This window comes from Sporosarcina sp. P32b (genome assembly GCF_002743335.1).
Classification (GTDB): Bacteria; Bacillota; Bacilli; order Bacillales_A; family Planococcaceae; genus Sporosarcina.
The window spans coordinates 19546-44966 of the sequence record NZ_PDZB01000004.1 but is presented as its reverse complement, the minus strand read 5'-3'; the positions used below and the strand labels follow the sequence as shown (position 1 = coordinate 44966).

Genomic DNA, 25421 nt, shown 5'->3' with positions numbered 1-25421 from the left:
ATTAGCGACTATTTAACGACAATCATACAATACGAATGAAAAGCTGCCAATAGGAAAGGAAGAAAAATAATGAAAATAACTGAAATTGAAATTTTTGCGATTAGATTACCACTTTATGAACCATTTGTAATCAGCTATGCATCCTATGATGATATGCCTTCTATTATTGTAAAACTAACAACGGACACAGGTTATGTGGGTTATGGTGAAGCGGTAGCAGACGACCATGTCACAGGGGAAAGTTGGGAAGGTACATTTGCTGTACTTCGTCATACACTTGCTCCTGCTTTACTTGGAGAAAACCCAAGTCGCTTTGGGAAAATTCATGAAGTGATGGATCAAGCAATTTACGGTGTGCCTACAGCGAAAGCTGCGCTAGACATGGCTTGCTTTGACGCAGTAGGGAAGGCATATGGTATCCCTGCCTATAATTTGCTTGGTGGACGTTATCATGAGAAATTTCCGATTACACATGTGCTAAGTATCGCTTCACCTGAACATATGGCACAAGAGGCTGCTGATCGTGTGGCAGCTGGCTATCGTTCGTTAAAGATGAAAGTCGGTACTAACGTAGCCGTAGACGTCAAGCGAATTCAGGCGGTACGCGAGCGTGTTGGCAAAGATATCGCAATCCGAGTAGATGTTAACCAAGGTTGGATCAACAGTGCGACAACATTGCAGGCAATGAAACAATTGGAGAGTTGTGAACTAGATTGGCTCGAGCAACCAGTTAAAGCGGACGATATCGATGCAATGGTAGAAATCAAATCGAAAATCGCGACGCCTCTAATGGCAGATGAAGGATTGCGTGGAGTACGCGAGATGCGTGAAATTATCGCAAAGCGTGCAGCGGATAAAGTGAACATCAAGCTTATGAAATGCGGTGGTATGTATCCTGCAATGAAGCTTGCACATATGGCGGAGATGGCAGGTATCGAATGTCAGGTTGGATCCATGGTGGAGTCGTCTATTGGATCTGCAGCGGGCTTCCATGTAGCATTCTCACAAAAAGCAATGACAAGTGTAGAATTGACCGGTCCGTTGAAATTCAGTAAAGACGTCGGCAATCTGCACTATGATGTACCGTTTATTGAACTCAATGAAAAGCCTGGACTTGGTATTGACGTAGATGAGCAAGCGCTAGAAGAATTGACGGTGCGTAAAGAAAAGGTGACATTATGACGTTACAAGCATCACTTTCACTTTTAACGGAAGATCAGCTGCCGGAAGTTCTAGCTTTACAACAACGGATCATTGCAGTTCTTGAGCAACCTGATTTTCTTCAACCGTTAACGGAAGAAGAATTTGTGTATATTCTACGCGGCAATGGCATGATGGCAGGGGCTTTTGTCGATAATCATCTTATCGCGTTCCGTGCTATGTTGGATCCTGGTGAAGATGAAGAACATTTAGGAATTGACGCTGGAGTATCACTAAACGAATTATCTAGCGTGCTGTATTCGGAGATTTCGGGTGTGGATCCGGACTATAGAGGACATGGACTGCAAACGATACTCGGGAAGTGGCTAATGGAACATGTTGAGAGAGATCGCTATCGTTATATTTGTACAACCGTTGCGCCCTTTAATATTCCAAGTTTGAAAGATAAGTTTGCACTGGGTTTACGTATTAAAGAACTCAAAATGAAATACGGCAATAAACTGCGCTATATTTTATTCAAGGATCTGCAAGAGCCTTCCCGTGGAACGACGTCAGAACAGCAATTTGTTCTAATGGAGAATACTGAACAGCAGCAAAATTTGCTGAATGAAGGTTGGATTGGGGAATATATCGAGAAAAAGGACGATCGTTGGTATGTACTATACGTAAAATAATACATTTATAACAGCTAAGACTACGCCTTAAAGCGTAGTCTTTTTTTCATTAACCATAAGAATCTCAAGTGCCCAACAGATCTAGAATGCAAACTCTATGGTAAAATTGAGGGACTACAAATTGAAAGGTTGATATCTGTAATGCGAAATTCTTCTGTAAAACTTACTTCATTATCTTCAAAAGGAGGATGCGGTTGTAAAATAGGGCCGGCTGATTTAGCTGAAGTTCTACGAACATTGCCTCCTGGTCTCGCGGATCCTAATTTACTTGTCGGATTGGATACAGGCGACGACGCAGGTGTATATAAGATAAATGATACGACTGCTATCGTGCAGACACTAGATTTCTTCACACCCATTGTCAATGATCCGTATGATTTTGGACAAGTGGCAGCGGCGAATGCGATCAGTGATGTCTATGCAATGGGCGGTAAACCAATTACAGCGTTGAACATCGTCGCATTCCCGATCCATACACTTGACCGCAGTATCTTGACAGAGATCTTGCGCGGGGCTGCTGATAAATTGAAAGAAGCGGGTGCAGTTCTTGTCGGTGGCCACTCCATTGATGATCAGGAACCAAAGTTCGGTATGCAAGTAACTGGAACGGTACATCCTGACAAGATTCGTACAAATGCAGGTGCGAAACCAGGCGATCGCTTGATTCTGACAAAACCGATTGGTGTAGGTATCATGACCACTTCACTGAAAAATGGATTATTGTCTGAAGAAGAAGAAATTCATGTGACAAAGGTGATGACAACACTCAATAAAACAGCGGCTGAAGTGATGGATGATTACAGCATTCATGCATCAACAGACGTAACGGGCTTCGGTTTACTTGGACATGCTTCTGAAATGGCAACAGGTAGTGGCGTATGCTTGCGAATTGATAATGAGAAAGTTCCTGTATTACCACGTACAAGAGAACTAGCAGAAGCTGGTTCGGTTCCAGGCGGTACGAAAAACAATTTTGCACATATAGAAGATATGGTCGAATATCCAGAATCATTGGATCAAATCGGCAGATGGATTTTATGTGACGCAGTTACTTCTGGTGGATTGCTAGTAGCAGTTGCTGGAGATGAAGCAGATCGTTTGCATGCACAGTTACGTGAAGCTGGAGTCGATGCGCATATTATTGGAGAAGTAACCGACGAACATACCGGTCGAATTATCGTGCAGTAAATCAAGGAGATGGAAAATAACATGGTACGAGATATTACATTGACGGACGCACTCGAATTACAGAAAAACCATTCACATACATTAGTCGATGTACGCTCTCCGAAAGAGTTTGAAGAAGCAACTATTCCGGGCAGTATTAACATTCCGATTTTCACGAATGAAGAACGCGCGGAAGTAGGTACGCTTTATAAGCAAGTAGGAAAACAAGCCGCTATGGATCATGGTCTAGCCATTTTCTCTAAAAAACTACCCGATTTCATAGCAGAATTCAGAAAAATTGACACCCAAGTTACTGTGTTTTGCTGGCGTGGCGGTATGCGAAGCAAAACAGCAATGACTGTACTGGAATTGATGGGAATTCGCTCAAGCCGAATCAGTGGCGGTATTCATACATATCGCCAGTGGGTTATTGCGAAACTGCAAGAGCCAATTAAACCTAAATTTCTTGTACTAAACGGCTATACAGGAAGCGGCAAGACGAAGATTCTTCACAAGCTGATGGAAGACGGCTGTCCGGTCATCGATCTAGAAGGTATGGCAGGACATCGAGGTTCCATATTCGGACAAATCGGTGTACAGCCGAACAACCAGAAGAAATTCGAATTGCTAATTGCGGATAAACTGGAAAAGTATGAAAACGAACCATATATCTTCATAGAAGGCGAAAGCAAACGCATAGGGCAAGTACATATGCCGGAACTACTGTTTGAGAAAAAAGGACAGAGTCCGCAGTGGATTGTTAGACTACCGATCAAAGTGCGGGTCGAAGAAATTCTTTCCGAGTACGAACCGGAAAAACAACCAGAACTGTTTCTGGAAGCATTCTCAAGAATTCGCAAACGCATTCACCAACCCATTGCAGCACAAATCCAGGAAGACCTAGAAAATGGACGTTTCGCAGAAGCTGTAGAACAGTTATTGACTCACTACTACGATCCGCAGTACGAACACTCAGTAGCCCGCTTCGCTACAATTAGCCAAGACGTCATCGAGGCTGAAACTGTACAAGAAGCGTATGAAGAATGTTTGAAACGGTATAAAGAGCTAATGAAATAAGCGAAGTTAGACTATCCTATTGGGTAGTCTTTTTTTGTGAACATAAATAAGTCGAATGTAGTCCGCCAGCGTCGATCAAAAATATTCTCACTTCTGGTTATGATTATTCAATTTAGTCCACTAGAAGAGTTTGTAAAACAACTAACGAGGGTATTCTTAAGACTATTAATCAACCAGACATTCAACAAGAAAAACTGACATAGAAAAGAGGAAATGCCATGATCGAACTGAAAACTAATCTACCGGGCAAAAAATCATTATTTGGAGATGCGCGGAACATACTCATAGAACATGATATCCAAATGGGGGGGAATTGGGACTTCGACCGCGGAAATTTCGATACTATCTTGAATCAGGATGGTAGTGATACGATTTACTTACGAATACCTTTTCACGTAGTGGACGGTGAACTCGACGAAGATAGTGCTATGATCGAGTTTGACGTACCATTTATCATCAACCATGTAGTCAATATTGGATTGGATGACGATGACAGCCCCGTATTAGCAGCTGTCGGCCTCGACCAGTTCCAAACGCCTGAAGACAAAGACGGACCTATTGAATACGACGAAAAGTGGGTACATGAAGGGGAAGCGAGAATAGCAAAGTTTTCTGATCATCCTATTTTCATCGCACCGCTAGTATAAAAATCGCGTTATAAGAAGAACAAGCAGGCCTAGTAAAATTAGGCTTGCTAGTTTTTGTGTATGGAAAGGACTTCTCTTTCTAGTTGCTACTGTATGATAAGATGAATAAAGCGTAAAAAATTAATAAATTTATAGATCCATTACATAGTAAGAGAAAAGGTGGGAATTCCATGTCGAGAGGGCAAGATTATTCGTACTACACTAAATCCAAAGAAGCGCAGAAGCAATTGTATAAGCGCTCCTTACTTGTCGTGATCATTTCCCAAATATTTAGTGGTGCCGGACTTGCAGCAGGAATCACAGTAGGGGCGCTATTAATTCAAGACATGACGGGCAATGAAAGCCTGGCGGGCATGCCGATTGCGCTGTCTACTTTTGGTTCCGCATTCTCTGCCTATCTCGTGGGTAGGTTGTCTCAGCGTTACGGTCGTCGTCTCGGTCTCGGTGCAGGATTTATTACAGGTGGTATCGGTGCATTCGGTGTAATCTTTGCAGTGATGACCGGAAGTCTTGCTGTGTTATTCACCTTTCTGTTTATCTATGGTGCAGGCACATCCTCGAATTTACAAGCTCGCTATGCTGGAACAGATCTCGCCAATGAAAAGCAACGGGCTACTGCGGTCAGTGTTGCCCTTGTTTCAACCACAGTGGGTGCGGTAGCGGGACCCAATCTGGTTTTACCGATGGGTTATGTGGCAGATTTCATCGGTATACCTTCATTGACTGGTGTGTTTTTACTGGCAGGTTTCGCCTACGTATTGTCCGGGCTGACATTCTTGCTGTTTTTACGACCAGATCCTTTACTCGTTGCACGTGAGATTGAACTGGCTGAACAAAAAGAACGTGTAGAATCCAACGAAGGGCATGTTGCCCATCAACAAACGGCAAATAGGATGGGGATTTGGGTAGGGGGCATCGTACTCGTACTGTCACATGGTGTCATGGTCGCTATTATGACGATGACCCCTGTCCATATGCAACATCACGGTGCTTCAATATCAGGTATTGGTTTGGTTATCGGCTTACACATCGCAGGTATGTATTTACCTTCCATTTTTACTGGTGTATTAGTAGATCGGATTGGACGGCCAATTATGGTAATTGCTTCGGGTGTGACACTTGCGTTGGCAGGTGTTCTCGCAGCTTACGTAGCAGGGGAATCGATATTCTGGATGTCCGTATCGCTCATATTGCTAGGGATTGGTTGGAACTTTGGATTAATCAGTGGAACGGCTATTATTATCGATTCTACTGATGTGTTGACTCGTGCGAAGATCCAAGGAAGCATCGACGTATTTGTCGCGCTAGCAGGAACAGTAGGTGGACTTGCTTCAGGAATTGTCATGGCGTACTTAGGTTTTTCCATGTTAAGCTTCCTTGGAACCTATATTTCCTTACTACTTATTCCGCTCATTATTTGGATGCGTTATAAACAAAAGAATATTTCATCGCAGGCGGCCTGACAAAAACGGATTATTTCCTCGGAAATAATCCGTTTTTCTTTCGTAAACGACAAACTCAGCTGTGGGGCACTTTTTCATTCTTTCGCATAGAGTAACAACGTAGAATGAAATTGGAGGGATCGTTCATTGAATCAGCAAAGTGAGTATTGGATGAATCACTGGCAACATCCGCAGTATCGTAGGATTACAATGGAACAGGCAAACGAAATTGCCCGACAAAGAGTACCGGGTGAAGTGGTGAAATCAGAATTGGAATTCGATGACGGTATGTTGGTATTTGAAGTAGATATCCGCACAGCAGAAGGGCATAAGTATGAAGTTAAGATAGATGCAGTGACCGGAGAGGTACTGAGAGTGAAATTGGATTGACTTGAAACAACGAATGAAGTTCGATTACTTTTCCAAGTCTGCTATTCTGTGTATGATTACAGTTAGATCTATACACAGAAAGCAGGGAATTAGTATGTACACACCTATTGATTACTCGAATAATCTACAAGAGAAGTACGCGCAACTAGCAATACAGGTGGATGCACTCTTATCAGGAGAGCCAAATGTATACGCAAACTTAAGCAACGCATCCGCATTACTTAATCAATTCTTCGATCGCATCAATTGGGTAGGTTTTTACTTGATGGATGGCGATGAGCTCGTGCTCGGCCCGTTCCAAGGATTACCGGCATGTATTCGTATTCCACTCGGTAGAGGTGTTTGTGGAACAGTTGCGAAGACAAAAGAAGGCTTGGTCGTACCGGACGTCAACGCGTTCCCGGGGCATATAGCATGCGACGCGGCATCCCGTTCCGAAGTGGTTGTACCCCTGATTAAAGATGGAGAAGTCTTTGGCGTACTCGACATCGACAGTCCTGAACTAGATCGCTTTACGGCAGACGACTTGGCGGGATTGACGCATGTAGTGGAAGCGCTTATGAAGCATATCTAGTGGAAAAGAAAGGCTGAAGGTGAGAAAGTCTTTACACTGCGTTCTAGGCGGACGCGTTCTGGAGATAGATAGAGCGGTTGCTAAAGGGGATAGAGCGCTTAAGTGACAGGATAGAGCAATTACCGAGGTTCATAGAGCGATTAAATGAATAGATAGAGCGCTTATGAGGGTTTATTGATCGGATATCGTGGCAGAATGAGCGCCTTCTTTAAAGAAAACTACATTTATTCTCGTAAATGCAAGACGACTTCCAAAGGTTCACTGCTATTTCTCATGAAAATCCGCGATTGTAACGTCGACTAGCACTGATTAGATTATATAAAGCAAAAGCACGCCGGAGTAAAGTTCTCCAGCGTGCTTTTTACATACCTAAAACCCAAGTAAAGAAAATGACGACGATCGCAATAGGTGCGAAATAACGTACAATTACTTTCCATAATGTGTGAAGAGTGGGGCTCATCCCTAACTCTTCTGCTGTATCCTCTTTTGTCAGCACGAAGCCAGCAAATAAAGACACGGCCAATGCCCCGAGCGGCATCGCAATTCTACTCGTCAGCAAATCGGCAAAATCGAAAATGGAATTGCCGAAAATACTCACATCGGACAGCAAACCAAATGATAGTGCACTTGGAATTCCGACTAAAAAGATCAGTCCGCCAAACACCCATGAAGCACGTTTTCTTCTATCATGCTTTTTACGGATGCCTGTAGAAACTACAATTTCAAGCATCGCAATAGCAGAAGTCAGTGTGGCAAACAGCATTAAGAGGAAGAAAATAATTAAAAACACACTGCCAAATGGGATTTCATTGAAAATAGCCGGCAGAATGACGAAAATCAGTCCAGGGCCCGCTTCCGGTGAATGTCCTAATGCGAAAACAGCTGGGAAAATGACAAGTCCTGCTAGAATTGAAATCCCGATGTTTAGGATGGATACATTAAACGCGGACTGTCCAAGCTTCTCCTCTTTCGATAGGTAGGAAGCATAAGTCATCATCGCAGTCACACCGACACTCAGTGAGAAGAATGCCTGACCTAATGCAACAAGGAATGTGGTTCCGTTAAGATAACTCCAATCCGGTACGAATAGGAAACGCACACCTTCCATCGCGCCGTCTAGTGTCAGCGAACGAATTGCCAATACAATGAATGACAAGAATAATAAAGGCATGATCCAGCGGCTAGCTCGTTCAATCCCTCCACGAATACCGCTTTGAACGATGAAGATCGTCAACGCCATAAATAATGCTTGGGCCAATAATACTTCCCATGGATTCGCGATTGTCGTATTAAATAGTTCACTATAATCGAGCCCGCCTAGCGTAAACGTAAAGGCACGCGCTAAATAAGATAAAATCCATCCGCCGACGACGCTATAAAAAGATAAGATGATGAAAGAAGAGGCAAGTCCCATCCATCCAACCCATCCCCAACTGCGTCTGGTTGATAATTTCTTTAATGAAGTGACCGCGTCTGCCTGTCCTCTTCGTCCGATGACAAACTCAGCCAATAAAATCGGTAGACCGATTAATAATGTACAAATGATAAATAACAGCACAAACACGCTGCCGCCGTTCGTTCCGGCCATATAAGGAAACTTCCAGATTGCTCCTAAACCGATGGCACTACCAGCAGCTGCTAAAATAAAACCAATCTTGGATGTCCATTGTTCACGCTGTTTCATAAGAGTCCTCGTTTCTTTTACTAAATTACAAAGTCAATAAATCTTATCATAATTTTAAGAAAGAATCGATAGTTGCAATATTAACTGGGAATTTAAAAAATTCATTTGCTTATACAATTACACAGGTGTAATATTACACCATCGGATATAAATTGTAACTACGGGGTGATCAGGTGAATCAACAACAATTAATAGAATTGATTTCATTAAAGTTGCGGGTGATCCGATTGGAGAAAGAATACTCTCAACAAAAAATGGCGGATGTACTGGGGCTTTCCAAAAAGACGTTGATTCAAATTGAAAAAGCGAGAGCGTTGGCTAGTTGGACAGCTGTTATAGCAGTCTGTGCTTTATTTCGTGAAAGTGAAGTTTTACAAGCTACAGTTGGTGGGGATCCGCTAGAAGTACTGGAGACCATTGCGCATAACGGCATTGACCGCCGAATGGACCAATCGATGGGCGGTAAAGTATGGTGGCGTGAATTGGAAACAAAAGGTCGTTTCCGTTTACAGCAAAACTTGATCAGTCAACACTTTCGTATTTTAGATGAAGAGCATTATCGCTGGTATAGTTCGTTCGATGAAGACGAGGCATGGCACCGACTGGGGGAATTGGGAGGAAAATAAGAGGAGGGACGCATATGGTTGCACCTATAGCATTTGCGGTACTGTTATTCATCGCGTTATTATTTTTCACAGGAATAGGGTTGCTGTATTTATTGTTAATGGGATTGATCCACTATATTCCGTTAGCGCTAAGCGCGGTGATCATTTTATATGTGTGGGTTGTCATGATGATCTTTCATTTCTTTAACACGAAGCAACGAAAGCGATTGTTCGGTATTGTAGCTGGAGTAATTCTACTGGGATCAGCTGTTTGGCCGATGATGCACATTTATAAGGAGAGTATTTCAACAGTGAATGCCGAAGTAGAGGTGCGTTATTATGAACCGTTTACCATTGGACAGGAATCAAAGCTTGCCGTCCTCGATGAAGCGGCTACACTCGAGCTGAAGGATGATTTACCGAGAATAGACGGAGCTACCGCGTTATATCCATTGTATGCAGCGTTTGTTCAAGCAGTTTATCCTAGAAAAGAATATAACCCGTATGATAGTGAGGTAATGGTTAATACAACCCCTGTAGCCTATGAAAATCTATTCGCTGGTAGGGTAGATATGATTTTGGCGGCAGGACCTTCAGACGCCCAAATGAAAGTGGCGAAGAAACTAGGTCTTGAGTTGAAATTAACACCAATTGGTCGAGAAGCATTTGTCTTTTTCGTCAATCAAAAGAATCCTGTTGATCATTTAGAATTAAAACAAATTCAAGATATCTATGCGGGCAAAATCACGAATTGGGAAGAAGTCGGAGGGAAAAGCGAGCCAATCCGTGCATTCCAACGACCGGCAGACAGTGGTAGTCAAACAGGCTTGGAACGACTGATGGGGGATATTCCGATTATGGATGCTCCAAAAGAAAATGTGGCCGAAGGAATGGGGGGTATACTATCAGAGGTCTCAAATTATCGAAATTATAAAAATGCCATCGGCTATACATTTCGCTATTACTCAACGGAAATGGTAGGGAATGATGAGATTAAATTGCTTGCAATCGATGGAGTAGAGCCGACAAAAGAAACCATACGAAGTGATGAATATCCAATTGCATCTGAGTTTTATGTCATTACAGCAGGGACAGATAATCCGAATGTGGAAAAATTCATTGAATGGATAGTTTCACCACAAGGACAGGAGTTAGTAGAGAAGGTCGGCTACGTGCCGGTGAAGAAACCGTGAAAAGGGCAGCCAAGTAGAATGAAAAGAGGATGTACATTATGCAAGGAGAAAAGAAACAACTGGTATTTATCATGCTTGCTTTCATATGTGCGGCAGGTGTATTTTTTCTAAGTGGTTTATTTCAAAGTATGGCCTATTGGGGTAACGGATTGACATGGTATTGGATAGGTGTTGTACTAACTTTCATAACCGGAATGGTAGGAACTGCATTCATTCTTCAGTCGTTAAAAGTTGATGCGCCTGTAGAAAAAAACTGGCTAACCATTTTACTCATATCATTGAGAGCACTCGCAGTTTTAGCTATTGGGCTAGGCTTTTTGTGGACTACTTTTGTAGTCGTTGCAGGTATGTCGGGAATGTGATGGTTCTATAATGGTATTGAACAAAAAGGGCGTTTTTACTGTTAGCTAATTGGAGTGATGAAGTAATGGTGAAACGAAATTGGCACTTAGTGTGGCTCGTAATGAGTTTGATACCAGCACCGTTCCTATTTCACTTCTATGAATATGGTCAGTTTATGAAGCGAGAAGATGCAAAGTATTTAGTAGTAGTATCTGTTTTATATATTGTAATAACAGGCATTTTATCTTGCCCTATCAGGGTCCGTTATATGTTGCTTATTCATGTGATTACAGCCATAGTTTCTCTCGTACTGGCTATGAATTTTATCTCAGATGATGGTGGATGGTTCAAGCCGTTTGGCCGAGACTTTGTCATTTTGTTAACGGCTATCCCATTTTTCATTGGGCAATTATTCATTCGGATGATGGCAAAGCTTATTATAGATCGATAGAAAAAATGGCATGCCGCTAGAATAGAGGCATGCCATTTCTTATTTCTTAAGTGTATGTTTCTTACCTGCTTGATCCGTTACGATTAATTGGGTAGCGGTAACTTCCATATCTTTCGCAAGAACATTGGAGACCTTGTTTGTCTTTTTATCTAATAGATTATACTTATACACACCTGTTTTGTTAAAATAATACATCGTAGAAAGGTCGAACGCTACAGACTTATTGTTTTGACTTACTTGATTGGTTTTCGTAGTAGCTTCCACTCCATCGAAAATAACACGCGCATCAAAGTTCAATAATGTCTTTTTGTTTTTTCCATCCATGGCAACCGAGTATAACGTCAATGGATCATCCAGTGGAGCAGTAGGATCGAATTTGGAATCGAAAACACGGTCTTTGTTCTTTTCGAGTGTATAGTAGATGCGATCGTTCCAAATGAACATATTACGGAACTTTTGATCGATTGGAATACTACCGATCGTGTAACTCCAGTCATTGACATTCAATTTCACTAGATTATAATTTGCAGGCATTTTATTTCCTGGGTTGATCGAGTTCCAATACGGAATGAATATCTCATCATTGTATAGGACCATTTGATAGCCGGACATGAGTAGTACTCGGTTTATTCCGTTATCTGGCATAGTCGCGCTATCTAAGATTGCTGAACGTGTTCCTGCCTTTTTATTCTCTTTAAATAACTTAGTTGATGTTTTATCTTTTGCAATGGTATAAGTAAAGCCATTCTGTTCAACTGTTTTACCTTTAACACTTACATAGGAATGATAATCATTTAGCTTCATAGAGTCGTCTAATGCACGTACTAAAAATGCTGAGAACTGAGAACGTGTAACGGAGTTAGTCGGCATGTATTTCCCTTCTGAACCGCCAGTAATCCCTTTTTTTGCAATCCCATTAATATCAGGGAATGACCATTGGGCCGGTGAAACGTCTACAAATGTCGCTTGATTATCGACAGGTATGTTAAATGAACGACGAATAATCGCAGCCATATGTGCACGTGAAGTATCTTCACCAGGACGCATGAAGCCGTTATCTCCACGCATGATGCCTTTTTCATTCACTGTTGCGAGAATTTGATAATATGGAGACTTTTTCGAGACGTCCTTGAATTGTACTGTAGGATTTTTAACCAATGGAATTTTCAATGCTTTTATAAGCATGGAAGATGCCTGTGCCCGTGTAATGGGATCATTTGGTTTAAAAGTACCGTCCGGAAAACCTCCAATGATATTCCGATCAGCTAAATACATGATTTCCTTCTTTGCCCAATGCGTGTCTACGTCAGAAAATTGTGTGGCCGCCTGCGCTTGAAATGGTGTTGCTGCAAAGACCAATAAAACTGCTAACAACCCGACTAGTTTATTCTTCATATAAGTAGACCTCCTTTAGGTATTCTATTAATTATACAGGATTTCCATTGGAAAAATAAGGTCCTTTAAACATAAAAACCGACAAAAGGAAGAACTCTCTTGTCAGGTTTATGAAACTTACTTTGTACCAAGCTCGTATGTTTTCACAACATCTATACAACCCATCACGGATTGCAACATAGAACAATTTTTTTCCGTCAGCTTCATGACTCTCGGCATTTTTTCGTCTGTAACGTCCGATCCAATAACAGTGAAATGAAGATGAATCTTTAGTAGACGGCTTGCATCATCTTGAGAACGCACAACCTCTTTTACATCAATTGCAATATCTTCTGCTGGCATACGCATTTTATCAAGGACTTTTCGCATGACGCCACCACCACAAACTGCGATCGACGCAACCATTAGCTGATAGGGACGAAACCCTTTTTCTTCATTTGATGAAATGTGTAATGTACCAAATTCTGTTTTGGTTTCAAATCCGTGTTCTGTCATATGAAAATTCATGTGGATCAGCTCCTTTTACAGTTAGTATACGTTGTTTTAGAAAGAAACCCAAAGAACGATAACTGTCTTTCTGTGTTTAATATCAAGAATTTGTGGGAGACTAAAAAATCAGATGGAAAGGAGTGTTGAGACTTGAGTGAAAACAAACCGCCACACAAAACACTGACTGATAAGAATAACGGTCTTTCATCCACACAGGAAGTGTTGTATGCCAAAGAATTCAAACGGGCAGATAAGGCTACAGAGCAAGGCGACAACAAGAAGAAGTAAGATGCGAAAATAGTGAATGAGACGTTCCCTAGTAGTTGCTATCCAACTACTGGGGTTTTTCTCATGAAATAGACCTGCCGTATTCATCGTATTCGCTGTATACTAATAATAAATGCTTAAACTAAGAGAACGAGGATATAGAAATGAAGAGAATTGGATGGAAAAAGGTTATCGTCATACTAGTTGCTTTCTTCATCGTTTTTCAAATAGCGGGAAGTTTTTTCTTTTACAACTTGGCGATTAAACGCGGGCCCAAAGACTTCCTGGCAAGCAATGCAGACTTGAAAGTATCGGCCGAAACCATGGATGTGTTTTTAAATGGAGACTGGCTGGATTGGGTTGACAAACAGAAGTTTGAAGAAATGCATCTGACATCAAGAGATGGTTTAGATTTAATGGGTTATTACCTTCCTGCCAAACAACCTAGCGAAAAATTGGTGATTCTGACACATGGCTACTTAGGACATGCCAAACAAATGGGTTTATACGGCCAATATTATTATGAGGAACTCGGCTATAATATTTTCATGCCAAATGCTAGAGGACATGGAAAAAGTGGCGGTGATTATTATGGATTCGGTTGGCCTGATCGCTTAGATCTGATTGATTGGACGAAGTTGCTAACCGGAAAAACGGGTACTAACACACAAGTAATCTATCACGGTTTGTCTATGGGTGCTGCAACGGTTTTGATGGCAAGCGGTGAAAATCTTCCGAAGCAGGTGAAAGCAATTGTTGCAGATAGTCCGTATCAATCCGTCTATCAGCTTTTTGCCTATCAATTGAATCGAATGTTTCATTTACCAGCCTTCCCTTTACTAGACAATATGAGTTTACTAACAAACACAAAAGCAGGATATTCATTGAAGGAAGCGGATGCGTTGAGCGCAGTACAACGTGCGACTGTACCGATTCTGTATATCCATGGTAATGCAGATACGTTTGTGCCGACAGAAATGACGAAAGAGCTTTATGAGAAGACAAAGAGTGAGGCGGACTTGTTTTTAGTGGATGACGCCAATCACGGCGAAGCATTCGTGATGGATCAGGCAGCATATAAGAGAAAGGTAGATGATTTTCTTAAGACTCATTTACCGACATCGAACCTGTCAATTGACCCCACTCGTTAACCGTCCTATACTATTTTACAAAGTAAGTGAAGCAACATTCCTCATTATAAGGTCGTGACGTATTGGTAAAAGCAACAGTTGAACAACTTTGTAAACAGCATACCGAACTGTCTAGTCGAGATGTGCAGATTCTTCAGGAGATGGCGTTTAGCTTACAGACCTATGCGGACTTGTCAGATTCGTATATGTTCATTGATTGTAAATTAAAACCAAGTAATCAAGCAATTGTCGTTGCAGAAGCTTTTCCAGTTGGTAGTACACCACTTTATAATAACTCAGTTATTGGAAAGATTGTTTTTGAATCTTTTGAGCCAGGTGTATTTTATTCCTATCGCAATGGAAAGAAATCAATCATACGACAGGCTATGACACAAGAAGGCATCTTGGTGGATCAGACCGTAGTGCCCATTAAGAATACAAGCCATCAAGTGATTGGTGTACTGATTTCAGAAAAGCAGGTTACTTCAACGACTTCAACAGACAGTATAAAGAGGTTTTCCGTAATAACAGAAACAGCGGAAGATCAGCTGACAAATTCGGGTTTAGGTGTCGTTTCAGATTTATTAATGGAAATGCTTATTTTGACAGATGAAAGTAATCGGCTAGTATACGCAAATCCTTCAGGCTTAAAACTGATTACTGAAATGAGCGAGCAAGATGATGTCCTAAATCGTGATTTGTTAGAACTTTTACCTTTTTTGCAGACGGTTTATGAGCAGGAAGATGATGTGTTTGTCTTTGAACTAACAATTGAGCGCAAAAATTTAATAGTTAAAAAGATAAGATTGCGTGAGAAAAACAAATCTCAAGAAACTTTATTAATTGTCCAAGACATTACGGAACTTCGGACAAAGGAAAAAGAATTAATGATGAAGTCAGTCGTGATTAAAGAAATTCATCATCGTGTAAAAAATAATTTACAAACGGTGGCAAGCTTGATTAGGCTACAAATGCGCAATGGAATGCCTGCTGAAAGCCGCTCTTCTTTTGAAGAAACACTGAATCGGATATATAGTATTTCGTCTGTGTATGAAATTATTCTTACGAAGGAACATGCGGATGATGATGATGTAAATATTATAAATTTGACAAGGAAAATATGTTCTACTATGGTGCTCAACGAATATAATTTAAAAGTAGACTTGATTATTGAGCCGAATGGCAATAAAATAGTAACAACCTCTAAGAAAGCGGTTTCAATTGCGCTAATCATTAATGAGCTTATTCAAAACTCTTTAAAACATGCATTTACAGGCAAAGAAGAGGGGATTATTGATGTGGAATTTACCGTAGATCATGATTTTGTAGAGCTTCACGTATCCGACAACGGCGTTGGAATGAAGAATCCGCAAACTTCGCTTGGCACGGAAATCATCCACAATTTGGTGGCCAATGATTTGAATGGTGAGTTTCTATATGTGCCTAGGGAAATCGGGACTCATGCAGTAATCAGTTTTCCAGTGGGTGCGGAGGTGGAAACTTTTGATGAGTAAACGAATCTTAATTGCAGAAGATGAATCAATTATTCGCATGGACCTGAAAATGACCTTGCAAGACCATGGCTATGAAGTCGTTGGAGAAGCAGGTGATGGGGACAGGGCGATTGAGCTGGCTTTTTTGCATAAGCCTGATTTAATTCTAATGGATATTAAAATGCCGAAGATGAATGGGCTAAAAGCGAGTCGAATCATTGGAGAGCAACTGGATATACCAATTTTAATCATCACCGCGTACAGTCAAAAGGAATTTGTGGAAAAGGCACAGCAAGACAGTGTGGTCGGCTATTTAGTTAAACCTATTTCTGAAGCTAATTTAATTCCTGCAATTGAAGTCGCGCTTCACCAATCTAGTAAAGCGAAACGGTTGAAGGACACTATTCAGCAAGCGAAGCAGGAAGTGGAAAAGCGGAAAGTCATAGAACGAGCAAAAGGTATTCTAATGAATACAGAGCTCTTAACCGAGCAACAAGCATTTAAAAAAATGCGTGATACAAGTATGTCGCGGCAAATGACAATGGAGTCGCTTGCCTTGGAAATAATAGATTCGCACAAGTAAATAGATCTAAGCAAAGACGCTTAAAGAGCTACATTCTTTAAGCGTCTTTTTGTCTTTTTTTCGCGAGTTATAAACAAGCTAGAGGGTGGTGGCTAGTAAATTATTGCACGACAAAAGAGAACATAAGATGACAATAAGAGGGGGAAACTTATATGGAAATGATTGGAACGGTGATTGTATATATCATCATGGCCTGTGCGGTTGCAGGGGCGTTTGCTTCAATAAAAAATCCAGAAGAGGGATTAGGTAAGGAATTCATGTCTGGATTACACGCAGTTGGACATATCTTCGTTCCAGCGGCAGGAATCATGGCGTCCATACCATATTTGACTTGGTTTATAAGTAAGTTTATTGGGCCAATCTTTAATTCAATCGGAGCAGATCCGGCACTTGCCGCAACTACTATTCTGGCTTCAGATATGGGCGGTTACCAGTTAGCAGAAGCGTTAAAGGTAACAAATGAAGGATGGATCATGGCGCTGATCGTCGGTTTCATGTCCGGAGCAACCATTGTATTCTCTATTCCAATGGGACTTGCAATGCTTGATAAAAGGGACCATAAGTATATGGCGCTTGGTATTATGTCGGGTGTACTAACGATTCCAATCGGTGCTTTTATTGCATCTGTTTTAGTAGTGTTGTTCAATACGGATGTGCGTGATGTAATCAGCACGACTGCTACATCCAATTATGAGTTTGCAATTAGTTATTTACAGATCTTTATAAATTTATTGCCATTATTAATATTTGTTGTTTTGATTGCGGTCGGATTAAAGTTCGTCCCGCGTATTATGATTAACGGGTTTATGATTTTTGGTCGCGTGATGGATGCTGCCATTAAACTAGTTTTAGTGTTCTCTATCGTTGAGGTATTTACAGGTATTTTCACTAAAATCTTTGGTGTTTGGGGCTTCGATCCGATTATGGCAGATAAAGCAGACCAATTCCGTGCACTTGAAACAGCGGGGTACATTGGTATCATGCTAGCGGGTGCATTCCCAATGATTTATTTAATTCGGAAGTATATGGGGAAACCTTTGGAATCTGCAGGGAAGAAAATTGGACTTTCACCTGAAGGGAGCGCAGGACTACTTGCAACGGTTGCAAATATATTGGCGATGTTCTCATTAGTTCGTTACATGAGACCAAAAGATAAAGTTGTCAATATCGCATTCGCGGTCTGTGCTGCATTCTTATTGGGTGATCATTTATCATTCACAGCGAATTTCCAGCCAAATATTATTTTACCGGTTATACTAGGTAAATTAAGCGCAGGTATCATTGCAATTATTATTGCGTACAAGCTTTCTGTACCAACGGCATTAAAGCTAGAGAAGCAAGATCGTGAAGCCGGAATTATTAAAAAAGGTGAGTACGAGAATGAAGACGTTGAACCAGAAGCTCCTGTTGCTAAAGCGTAAAACTATATATAGGGAGTGTGTATAATGAGCGAAGAAAAGAAACGATTTATACAGGAATTTGTTCCGGGAAAACAGCTTACACTCAGTCATTTGATCGCTAACCCCGATCCAGATATGTTTCAGAAGTTAGGTATACAAGAAGCGGGTGCCTTAGGTATCCTTACGTGTACACCGAGTGAAACAGTCATTATCGCGGGAGACTTGGCGACAAAAGCGGCAAATGTTCGAATTGGATTCCTCGATCGATTTACGGGAAGTCTGGTCATTGTGGGCAGTGTCTCAGAAGTCGAGATGGCTATGCTTGAAATCAACCGATTTTTATCGGAGAAGTTAAACTATACGCCAGCTGAAATTACAAAATCATAAGGAGTGAAGACGATGCGAAATAAAGCAATGCTAATCGGTGCGGTACGGGCTGGGAAGTCAACATTGACAAATGCTTTACTAGGCCGAAAAGTAGAAGCTTTCAAAACGCAAACGCTCAGTTATTATGATTGGATTGTTGACACGCCGGGTGAGTATTCGGAAAATCCGATGTTCTATAAAAATATCATGGCCACTGCACTTGAAGTGACGCACGTACTGTATTTACAAGACGCAACGAGTGAAAAGCTTATTTTTCCACCGGGTTTCAGCATGGGGATTCCGAAACTGCCAATTGGTGTCATTACCAAATGTGATCTTCCGGAAGCCGACCTAGAACGTTCACTCGGCATGCTAAAGACCGTCATGAACCAAGGACCAATCGTTATGATTTCATCTGTAACCGGAATGGGAATCGAGCACCTGAGAGAATTAACCAAGCTGAACGACCTTGCCGCCATGCAACAATACGTAGAATCAAAGGCCGATCAACACTTGATCTTTCTCGGCTAATCTTCTTTACAGTTAGTAAGGAATTTGATATAGTAAATTGCATACAAGTGAATAAAAACGGCAAAGGCGCCTTTACATCCCGTGGGAAAATCCATGGGTTTGTAAAGGCGTCTTTTTTATATCAAAAGTGCAGAACGCCGCTTAGCCCCGACAGGCGTTGGAGGTATTGCTGAAAAAGTGTGTACTTTGCACTTTCTCGGCAATACTGAAACGACCCGAGGAGCTGGCGTCCGGAACTAGATACAATCAACAGTGCAGAACGCCGCTTAGCTCCGACAGGCGTTGCAGTAAGTAATCAGAAAGGGGTGTGGGCGTGAGCAATTTCAATAAGCACGAAACAATTATGAGTGCAGGAATTGATATTGGCACAAGCACGACGAAACTGATTATCAGTCGGTTTTCCCTACGTAATGTGGCGGGCGCATCACATGTGCCACGAATAGAAATTACAGACAAAGAAATACTTTATAAAAGTCCAGTATTCCGAACGCCATTGCAAGACGAGGTGACGATTGATGTAGCGGGTGTCCAACAAATCATCCAATCCGAATACGACAAAGCTGGAGTTCAGCCTTCACAAATTGAAACAGGCGCTGTCATTATCACTGGTGAAACCGCTACCAAGCGGAATGCCAGTGAAATGTTACATCAGTTATCTAACGAAGCAGGTGATTTTCTCGTAGCAACCGCAGGACCTGACTTAGAAGGTATTATTGCAGCTAAAGGTTCTGGGAGCTATGAATTATCCGGAAAAAGTGGTCAGGTCATCGCCAATATTGACATCGGCGGAGGAACAGCAAATATCGCTGTGTTCAAGGATAAGCAGCTTCTTGGTACATGTACGATGCATATTGGTGGCCGATTAATCGAGTTTGAAGGCGGTAAAGTTCGTACCATCTCCCCGCCAGTCGAGCGACTATTGCAAGATCAAGGGTACACATTACGGGTAGGTGATCCGCAAAGTTCTTCAACCGTAACGTTCGTAACGACGTATATGGCGGAAGCAATGGGACGAGTTTTAAAAAAAGAAGTCCATGCGCAAGATCAAGTACTACTGCTTGGTCATGAACCGAATTGGTTGCCAACGGTTGATACAATCGTTTTTTCAGGTGGGATTTCGGAGTGCATGTATCATCATGAATCCGGTGAAGTTCAGGAGGCACAATACGATGATATAGGTGTTCAGCTTGCGGAAGCCTTGTTGCGTAACACTTCACTTCAGCATTTCACTTGGCAGGAGCCTATAGAAACTGTACGTGCAACCGTATTAGGTGCAGGAACGCAGACGACTGAAATTAGCGGAGCCACCATTCAAGTTGCACCACATGAGTTGCCATTAAAAAATATCCCTATTTACGAATATGACTTTGAAGCAAATCTCGAAACAGGTTTATCCCATTTTGAAGACGCGGTCGAGCAGGCGGTAACTTTATATGACTCAGCCAAAGAGGGACAAAATTTTGCGCTCTACTTATGCAATCTTCCTTATCTCGGATTTCGCGATGTGCAGAAGCTTGCCAAAGCAGTTGTTCAAGTCATGAACAAGCGACCACGTCCAGAACAACCGATTATTTTGGTCATTCAATCCGATCATGCCAAAGTGATTGGCCAAACACTGGCAGCATTACAAGTGAAACAAAGTATTATTTGCATAGATCAAATCAATGTGGAAACAGGAGATTACATCGATATCGGCAATGCGCTCACTTCGGGTGTAGTACCGGTCGTCGTGAAAACCTTAACTTTCCACACTACGTAAAGGAGGTCTCGTACGTGAATTTATCCACTACATTAGGCGGCGAACGATATGTGTTCCATGATCTGAAAGAAGTACTAGCAAAAGCGAATGAAGAAAAGTCGGGAGATCGCCTCGCGGGAATTGCAGCGGAAACCGTGCAAGAACGAATTGCAGCCAAAACAGTCGTCAGTGAATTGCTTGTAAGCGATATCCGCAACAATCCGCTGATTCCAATTGAAAGCGACGAAGTATCACTCATTATTGAAAACGATATTAACGAGAAGGTCTATGGCGAGATCCAAAACTGGAGTATCGCAGAACTGCGCGAATACATTTTGAGTAATGAAGTAGGCGACCGTGAATTAAAGCGTCTCAGCCGCGGATTGACTTCGGAAGTCATCGCAGCCGTCACAAAGCTGATGTCCAATCTTGACTTGGTACATGCGGCAAATAAAATTGAAATCTTATCAACATGTAATATTACAATCGGCCAAAAAGGCACTTTGTCTTCCCGTTTGCAGCCGAATCATCCGACAGACAATATTGATGGCATCATCACTTCGTTAAAAGAAGGCTTGTCTTACGGTATCGGTGATGCAGTAATTGGGATCAATCCCGTAGACGATTCCGTAGAAAGTGTAAAACGTGTGTTGAACGCAACGAAAGATTTCATCGATGAATGGGAAATCCCGACGCAAAACTGTGTACTCGCACACGTTACGACACAGATGAAAGCAATCGAACAAGGGGCACCTGCCGATATGATTTTCCAAAGTATCGCGGGAACGGAAAAAGCTCACCGTTCATTTGGAATTTCAGCGGAATTAATTGCAGAAGCGAAAGATCTATCACTGAAAATGGGTACGGGTACCGGTCCTCAAACCTTGTATTTTGAAACAGGGCAAGGATCTGAATTATCAGCTGAAGCGCATTACGGCGTGGATCAGGTAACTATGGAAGCGCGTAACTACGGATTTGCTCGGCATTATGACCCGTACATCGTCAATACAGTTGTCGGATTTATTGGGCCGGAATATTTATACAACAGCAAGCAAGTGATTCGTGCAGGCCTTGAAGATCACTTCATGGGCAAGCTACACGGACTGCCGATGGGTGTAGATATTTGTTATACGAACCATATTAAAGCGGATCAAAATGATATTGAAGATTTAAGTATCCTATTATCAGCGGCAGGTGTGAACTTCATCATCGCAGCACCGATGGGCGATGACGTTATGCTGAATTACCAGTCCATGAGCTACCATGACGTGGCGACGGTTCTTCAGACGATGGGCAAAACGCCAGCACCTGAATATTTGAAATGGCTTGAAAAGATGGGGATTTATGAAAACGGCATGCTGAGTAAACATGCCGGAGATCTCACACTCTTCAATCGATAGGAGGTGGATGAACTTGAATGAGGAACTAATTCAGCAGATCACAAAAATGGTGGTAGAGAAGCTAGAAGCTGCAAGCGGCAGTCAAACGGTACAACAGAACTCGAACGAGCAGATAATAGAGTTGTTTTCACAACAGCCTATTGGACATTTGAACGCAGAAACTGTGAAAAAGTCACCTAGTGGATTGGTGACATTCCATAGTACGACGGAAGAGCCAAAGCGGAATATCGCTACGGTGAAACCAAAACCAACGACGGCATACAGTAATCCGAAACCGAAGCTAGCACCTGAAGCAGAGCCTGTAGAAGATAAATGGGCAGAGTATCGCAAAAAGACCCCAGCTAGAGTAGGGGTTGGACGCGCAGGTTCACGTCCTAAAACGAAGACGTGGCTACAGTTTCGACTGGACCACGCGGCGGCTGTTGATGCGGTCTACGGTGAAGTGCCGGATGACTTGCTTGAGCAGCTAGGATTATTCCAAGTGCAATCCAAAGTGGTGGATAAAGAAGAATATATTCGACGTCCGGATCTTGGTAGAAAACTTTCAGATGAAGCGAAGTCTATTATTCAAGAACGCTGTAAAAAATCGCCTGTCGTACAGATCGTCGCGTCAAATGGTCTAAGTGCGAAAGCGATTGAAGAAAATCTGGAAGACGTCTACTTGTCTCTGGAACAATCGTTAAACAACTTGAATATCGAAATGGGAACGACATTTTACGTTGATAAAGGGCGAGTGGCTGTGATGGATGATATCGGTGAGTTATTGCAGCCCGATGTAGTGGTCATGTTGATCGGTGAACGTCCTGGTCTAGTATCTGCAGAGTCACTGAGTGCTTATATGTGCTACAAGCCAAGGCACGGCACGATTGAAGCGGATCGTATGGTGATTTCCAATATCCATAAAGGAGGAATCCCACCTGTTGAAGCCGGGGCATTCCTCGGAACGATCATTCAGAAAATCTTAAAATACGAAGCGAGCGGTGTATCGCTTGTTCAAAAAGAAGGTTGAGGAAGGGGGAGGACGAATGAAAATCCACGCGGACATCTTGTCGATGCAAGTCATTCCAAACGTTAGTCCAGAGCTGGCTGAGAAGTTTGAACTGAAGCCCTATCAACGCAGTCTTGGATTGATGACAACGACAATTGATGACATTGGTTATACAGCAATTGATGCAGCTACGAAGCATAGCGACGTGGAAGTAGTCTACGCGAAAAGTTTTTACGCAGGTGCTGCACATTCTTCCGGACCGCTGTCTGGTGAGTTTATCGGAATCATTGCTGGACCGTCACCGGAAGAAGTGAAAAGTGGTCTTGATTCGATTCGTATCACTATAGAGCACGAAGCGTATTTCGAAGCAATTAATGGAAACCCGGATCATGCGTTATTTGCGCATACCATTTCTAGCTGTGGTAGTTACTTGGCTGACATGGCTAACATACCGGTCGGCCAATCGATTGCATACTTGATTGCACCACCTCTTGAAGCGATTATCGGTTTGGATGCGGCCTTAAAAGCTGCGGATGTCACGTTATGCGAACTCTATGCGCCTCCTTCTGAAACAAACTTCGGTGGCGGTCTGCTCACAGGCAGTCAATCTTCTTGTGAAGCAGCAGCTGACGCGTTTCGTGAAGCCGTACAGAACATGGCGGATCATCCGTTAAGTTATTGATAGAGAAGCATGTAGGAAGGAGTGTTTTGATTTGGTTCAATTAGTGGATAATGATTTATTGGCCTTGCAGCAAATGCGCTTGGCCGTTCAAACTGCAAAAGAAGCACAAGAGAAGTTCATGGGCTATACCCAGCAACAAGTCGATAAGATTGTTAAAGCTGTAGCGGATGCTGCTTTTGAACAATCCGGTCGTCTAGCGCAATTAGCGGTAGATGAAACAGGTATGGGAGTAGCAGCTCATAAGAAAGTAAAGAATGAAGTCGGTTCACGTGATGTGTATGAAAGCATCAAAGATTTGAAAACAGTTGGTGTCATCAAAGAAGATCATTTGAATAAAGTCGTGGAAATCGCTGCCCCATTCGGTGTAGTTGCGGCAATTATTCCAACAACTAACCCGACGTCAACAGCGTTCTTCAAAACATTGATTTCACTGAAGACACGAAATTCCATTGTTGTGAGTCCTCATCCGTATGCAGTGGAATGTACACATGAAGCATTGAAAGTGTGTGATGCAGCGGCTGTTGCAGCAGGTGCACCAGAAGGATTAATCCAGTGCCTAACGTTGGCTTCGATGGAGGCAACACAGCAATTGATGTCGCATAAAGACGTTAATCTCATCATCGCAACAGGTGGTAGTGCACTAGTCAAAGCGGCATATAGCTCTGGGAAACCAGCGTATGGTGTAGGTCCTGGTAATGTTCCGGTCTATATTGAGCGTTCTGCGAAGGTCCAAAAAGCAGTAAAAGATATTGTCGACAGTAAATCATTTGACTATGGTACGATTTGCGCGACGGAGCAAGCGATTGTTGTCGATAAGCATATCGCGGATCTCGTTACGAGCGAATTGAAAAAAAATGGTGCGTATATTTTGTCTGATGAAGAGAAAAAGATCATGGAAGGAGTCATCTCACCGGTACCCGGTAAGGTGAATCCGAAAGTAGTTGGCAAGAGCCCACAGTTCATTGCCAAAATGGCAGGTATTTCATTACCGGAAGGCACGCGCCTGATAGTTGGGATGGAAACAAAAGTCGGCAAAGATGTACCATTTTCATTGGAGAAATTATCACCGATTTTCGCTATGTATATCGTTGATGGTGTGAAGCATTCGAAAGAAGTGTGTCTCGACTTGCTGAACCTAGGTGGACGTGGACACAGTTTGGCACTACACACCGAAATCGATGCAGTTGCACGAGAATTCGCGATGGAAATGCCTGTATCACGTATTTTGGTCAATACAATGGCTTCGATTGGTGCAGTGGGTGGAACTACAGGCTTAATGCCATCGTTCACATTAGGATGCGGAACTTTCGGTGGCAATATTACATCCGACAATGTCACGGCTAAACATTTGCTGAACATTAAGCGGATGGCATACGGTACGAAGGAAGTACAGTTACCGAAGCACTCTGAGCCGGTAGAGAGCTCTAATGATCAACTTGTATCCAGTGTCATGAACAATGTATCAGCCTCAACAAACAGCAACATCGATCCGGTATTAGTACAGAACTTAGTCAGTGAAATTGTTAAGCAACTTTCAAAATAAAACATTATT

The 25421-nt window shown here is 42.3% G+C and carries 27 protein-coding genes; 24 read left to right on the top strand and 3 right to left on the bottom strand.

Features of this window, described 5'->3' with window-relative positions; translation table 11 throughout:
- Positions 1-69 precede the first annotated feature (69 nt).
- The 8 genes from CSV64_RS04790 to CSV64_RS04755 all read left to right on the top strand — a co-directional run bounded on the left by CSV64_RS04790 (position 70) and on the right by CSV64_RS04755 (position 7132).
- Entirely contained in the window at positions 70-1182 is a 1113-nt protein-coding gene (locus CSV64_RS04790) for a mandelate racemase/muconate lactonizing enzyme family protein (RefSeq protein ID WP_099633652.1), read from the top strand.
- Complete coding sequence (locus CSV64_RS04785) at positions 1179-1835, top strand: GNAT family protein (RefSeq protein ID WP_099633651.1); 657 nt, start codon at positions 1179-1181, stop codon at positions 1833-1835. The genes CSV64_RS04790 and CSV64_RS04785 overlap by 4 nt, the downstream gene beginning before the upstream one ends.
- A 141-nt stretch (positions 1836-1976) precedes the next feature.
- The gene (gene selD / locus CSV64_RS04780; RefSeq protein WP_099633650.1) at positions 1977-3023 is read left to right on the top strand and encodes a selenide, water dikinase SelD; all 1047 of its coding nucleotides are present in this window, start codon (positions 1977-1979) and stop codon (positions 3021-3023) included.
- A gap of 21 nt (positions 3024-3044) precedes the next feature.
- Positions 3045-4079, top strand: coding sequence for a tRNA 2-selenouridine(34) synthase MnmH (gene mnmH / locus CSV64_RS04775; RefSeq protein ID WP_099633649.1), 1035 nt, complete (start codon positions 3045-3047; stop codon positions 4077-4079).
- Positions 4080-4297: 218 nt separating this feature from the next.
- Positions 4298-4726 (top strand): YugN family protein, encoded by a 429-nt coding sequence (locus CSV64_RS04770; protein ID WP_099633648.1) that lies wholly within the window; start codon positions 4298-4300, stop codon positions 4724-4726.
- A 170-nt stretch (positions 4727-4896) separates the two neighbouring features.
- Entirely contained in the window at positions 4897-6189 is a 1293-nt protein-coding gene (locus tag CSV64_RS04765; RefSeq protein WP_099633647.1) for an MFS transporter, read from the top strand.
- Between the two features lie 126 nt (positions 6190-6315).
- Complete coding sequence (locus CSV64_RS04760) at positions 6316-6558, top strand: PepSY domain-containing protein (protein WP_199168407.1); 243 nt, start codon at positions 6316-6318, stop codon at positions 6556-6558.
- Between the two features lie 94 nt (positions 6559-6652).
- Complete coding sequence (locus CSV64_RS04755; protein ID WP_099633646.1) at positions 6653-7132, top strand: GAF domain-containing protein; 480 nt, start codon at positions 6653-6655, stop codon at positions 7130-7132.
- A gap of 361 nt (positions 7133-7493) precedes the next feature.
- Here the strand turns inward: CSV64_RS04755 and CSV64_RS04750 are convergent, their stop codons facing one another.
- Entirely contained in the window at positions 7494-8816 is a 1323-nt protein-coding gene (locus CSV64_RS04750; protein WP_099633645.1) for a sodium-dependent transporter, read from the bottom strand.
- A gap of 173 nt (positions 8817-8989) precedes the next feature.
- Here CSV64_RS04750 and CSV64_RS04745 point away from each other — a divergent pair, with 173 nt between their 5' ends.
- The 4 genes from CSV64_RS04745 (at position 8990) to CSV64_RS04730 (ending at position 11407) form a co-directional block, all read left to right on the top strand.
- Complete coding sequence (locus tag CSV64_RS04745; protein WP_099633644.1) at positions 8990-9442, top strand: helix-turn-helix transcriptional regulator; 453 nt, start codon at positions 8990-8992, stop codon at positions 9440-9442.
- Between the two features lie 14 nt (positions 9443-9456).
- A complete protein-coding gene (locus CSV64_RS04740) occupies positions 9457-10614 on the top strand; it encodes a PstS family phosphate ABC transporter substrate-binding protein (RefSeq protein WP_099633643.1) in 1158 nt (385 codons plus the stop codon).
- Between the two features lie 38 nt (positions 10615-10652).
- A complete protein-coding gene (locus CSV64_RS04735) occupies positions 10653-10976 on the top strand; it encodes a hypothetical protein (RefSeq protein WP_099633642.1) in 324 nt (107 codons plus the stop codon).
- A gap of 65 nt (positions 10977-11041) precedes the next feature.
- Entirely contained in the window at positions 11042-11407 is a 366-nt protein-coding gene (locus CSV64_RS04730) for a hypothetical protein (RefSeq protein WP_099633641.1), read from the top strand.
- A 39-nt stretch (positions 11408-11446) separates the two neighbouring features.
- Here the strand turns inward: CSV64_RS04730 and CSV64_RS04725 are convergent, their stop codons facing one another.
- Both CSV64_RS04725 and CSV64_RS04720 read right to left on the bottom strand, forming a co-directional pair.
- Positions 11447-12802, bottom strand: coding sequence for an S-layer homology domain-containing protein (locus CSV64_RS04725; protein ID WP_099633640.1), 1356 nt, complete (start codon positions 12800-12802; stop codon positions 11447-11449).
- 117 nt (positions 12803-12919) lie between these two features.
- Complete coding sequence (locus CSV64_RS04720) at positions 12920-13309, bottom strand: OsmC family protein (RefSeq protein ID WP_099633639.1); 390 nt, start codon at positions 13307-13309, stop codon at positions 12920-12922.
- A 132-nt stretch (positions 13310-13441) separates the two neighbouring features.
- Here CSV64_RS04720 and CSV64_RS04715 point away from each other — a divergent pair, with 132 nt between their 5' ends.
- From CSV64_RS04715 to CSV64_RS04660, 12 genes are all read left to right on the top strand, one after another.
- Positions 13442-13579: a YfhE family protein gene (locus tag CSV64_RS04715; RefSeq protein ID WP_099633638.1), complete on the top strand. Its 138-nt coding sequence runs from the start codon at positions 13442-13444 to the stop codon at positions 13577-13579.
- 143 nt (positions 13580-13722) lie between these two features.
- On the top strand, positions 13723-14709 hold the full coding sequence (locus CSV64_RS04710) for an alpha/beta hydrolase (protein WP_199168405.1): 987 nt from the start codon (positions 13723-13725) through the stop codon (positions 14707-14709).
- 62 nt (positions 14710-14771) lie between these two features.
- On the top strand, positions 14772-16202 hold the full coding sequence (locus CSV64_RS04705) for a sensor histidine kinase (protein ID WP_099633636.1): 1431 nt from the start codon (positions 14772-14774) through the stop codon (positions 16200-16202).
- A complete protein-coding gene (locus CSV64_RS04700) occupies positions 16195-16764 on the top strand; it encodes an ANTAR domain-containing response regulator (RefSeq protein WP_099633635.1) in 570 nt (189 codons plus the stop codon). The genes CSV64_RS04705 and CSV64_RS04700 overlap by 8 nt, the downstream gene beginning before the upstream one ends.
- 152 nt (positions 16765-16916) lie before the next feature.
- Positions 16917-18185 carry an ethanolamine utilization protein EutH gene (eutH, locus tag CSV64_RS04695; protein ID WP_099633634.1) on the top strand — a complete coding sequence of 423 codons (1269 nt, stop codon included), beginning with the start codon at positions 16917-16919 and terminating at the stop codon, positions 18183-18185.
- A 24-nt stretch (positions 18186-18209) separates the two neighbouring features.
- On the top strand, positions 18210-18551 hold the full coding sequence (gene eutS / locus CSV64_RS04690) for an ethanolamine utilization microcompartment protein EutS (RefSeq protein ID WP_085427588.1): 342 nt from the start codon (positions 18210-18212) through the stop codon (positions 18549-18551).
- A gap of 12 nt (positions 18552-18563) precedes the next feature.
- Positions 18564-19061 carry a EutP/PduV family microcompartment system protein gene (locus tag CSV64_RS04685; RefSeq protein ID WP_099633633.1) on the top strand — a complete coding sequence of 166 codons (498 nt, stop codon included), beginning with the start codon at positions 18564-18566 and terminating at the stop codon, positions 19059-19061.
- Positions 19062-19404: 343 nt separating this feature from the next.
- Positions 19405-20820, top strand: a complete 1416-nt coding sequence (locus CSV64_RS04680) for an ethanolamine ammonia-lyase reactivating factor EutA (protein ID WP_099633761.1) — start codon at positions 19405-19407, stop codon at positions 20818-20820.
- Positions 20821-20834: 14 nt separating this feature from the next.
- Positions 20835-22199: an ethanolamine ammonia-lyase subunit EutB gene (locus CSV64_RS04675; RefSeq protein ID WP_099633632.1), complete on the top strand. Its 1365-nt coding sequence runs from the start codon at positions 20835-20837 to the stop codon at positions 22197-22199.
- A 7-nt stretch (positions 22200-22206) separates the two neighbouring features.
- The gene (gene eutC / locus CSV64_RS04670) at positions 22207-23208 is read left to right on the top strand and encodes an ethanolamine ammonia-lyase subunit EutC (RefSeq protein WP_369823493.1); all 1002 of its coding nucleotides are present in this window, start codon (positions 22207-22209) and stop codon (positions 23206-23208) included.
- 16 nt (positions 23209-23224) lie between these two features.
- A complete protein-coding gene (gene eutL / locus CSV64_RS04665; RefSeq protein ID WP_099633630.1) occupies positions 23225-23869 on the top strand; it encodes an ethanolamine utilization microcompartment protein EutL in 645 nt (214 codons plus the stop codon).
- Between the two features lie 73 nt (positions 23870-23942).
- Positions 23943-25412 carry an aldehyde dehydrogenase family protein gene (locus CSV64_RS04660; protein WP_233190407.1) on the top strand — a complete coding sequence of 490 codons (1470 nt, stop codon included), beginning with the start codon at positions 23943-23945 and terminating at the stop codon, positions 25410-25412.
- Positions 25413-25421: the final 9 nt, after the last annotated feature.

Excerpts from the sequence above, each read along its gene's own strand:
- CSV64_RS04685 (WP_099633633.1), top strand. The coding sequence starts at position 18,564 with ATGCGAAATAAAGCAATGCTAATCGGTGCGGTACGGGCTGGGAAGTCA.
- eutL (WP_099633630.1), top strand. The coding sequence starts at position 23,225 with ATGAAAATCCACGCGGACATCTTGTCGATGCAAGTCATTCCAAACGTT.
- CSV64_RS04735 (WP_099633642.1), top strand. The coding sequence starts at position 10,653 with ATGCAAGGAGAAAAGAAACAACTGGTATTTATCATGCTTGCTTTCATA.
- eutC (WP_369823493.1), top strand. The coding sequence starts at position 22,207 with ATGAACTTGAATGAGGAACTAATTCAGCAGATCACAAAAATGGTGGTA.
- selD (WP_099633650.1), top strand. The coding sequence starts at position 1,977 with ATGCGAAATTCTTCTGTAAAACTTACTTCATTATCTTCAAAAGGAGGA.
- CSV64_RS04660 (WP_233190407.1), top strand. The coding sequence starts at position 23,943 with ATGCGCTTGGCCGTTCAAACTGCAAAAGAAGCACAAGAGAAGTTCATG.
- CSV64_RS04765 (WP_099633647.1), top strand. The coding sequence starts at position 4,897 with ATGTCGAGAGGGCAAGATTATTCGTACTACACTAAATCCAAAGAAGCG.
- CSV64_RS04720 (WP_099633639.1), bottom strand. The coding sequence starts at position 13,309 with ATGAATTTTCATATGACAGAACACGGATTTGAAACCAAAACAGAATTT.
- CSV64_RS04740 (WP_099633643.1), top strand. The coding sequence starts at position 9,457 with ATGGTTGCACCTATAGCATTTGCGGTACTGTTATTCATCGCGTTATTA.
- CSV64_RS04785 (WP_099633651.1), top strand. The coding sequence starts at position 1,179 with ATGACGTTACAAGCATCACTTTCACTTTTAACGGAAGATCAGCTGCCG.
- CSV64_RS04770 (WP_099633648.1), top strand. The coding sequence starts at position 4,298 with ATGATCGAACTGAAAACTAATCTACCGGGCAAAAAATCATTATTTGGA.
- CSV64_RS04710 (WP_199168405.1), top strand. The coding sequence starts at position 13,723 with ATGAAGAGAATTGGATGGAAAAAGGTTATCGTCATACTAGTTGCTTTC.
- mnmH (WP_099633649.1), top strand. The coding sequence starts at position 3,045 with ATGGTACGAGATATTACATTGACGGACGCACTCGAATTACAGAAAAAC.
- CSV64_RS04725 (WP_099633640.1), bottom strand. The coding sequence starts at position 12,802 with ATGAAGAATAAACTAGTCGGGTTGTTAGCAGTTTTATTGGTCTTTGCA.
- CSV64_RS04700 (WP_099633635.1), top strand. The coding sequence starts at position 16,195 with ATGAGTAAACGAATCTTAATTGCAGAAGATGAATCAATTATTCGCATG.
- eutS (WP_085427588.1), top strand. The coding sequence starts at position 18,210 with ATGAGCGAAGAAAAGAAACGATTTATACAGGAATTTGTTCCGGGAAAA.
- CSV64_RS04730 (WP_099633641.1), top strand. The coding sequence starts at position 11,042 with ATGGTGAAACGAAATTGGCACTTAGTGTGGCTCGTAATGAGTTTGATA.
- eutH (WP_099633634.1), top strand. The coding sequence starts at position 16,917 with ATGGAAATGATTGGAACGGTGATTGTATATATCATCATGGCCTGTGCG.
- CSV64_RS04680 (WP_099633761.1), top strand. The coding sequence starts at position 19,405 with ATGAGTGCAGGAATTGATATTGGCACAAGCACGACGAAACTGATTATC.
- CSV64_RS04750 (WP_099633645.1), bottom strand. The coding sequence starts at position 8,816 with ATGAAACAGCGTGAACAATGGACATCCAAGATTGGTTTTATTTTAGCA.
- CSV64_RS04755 (WP_099633646.1), top strand. The coding sequence starts at position 6,653 with ATGTACACACCTATTGATTACTCGAATAATCTACAAGAGAAGTACGCG.
- CSV64_RS04790 (WP_099633652.1), top strand. The coding sequence starts at position 70 with ATGAAAATAACTGAAATTGAAATTTTTGCGATTAGATTACCACTTTAT.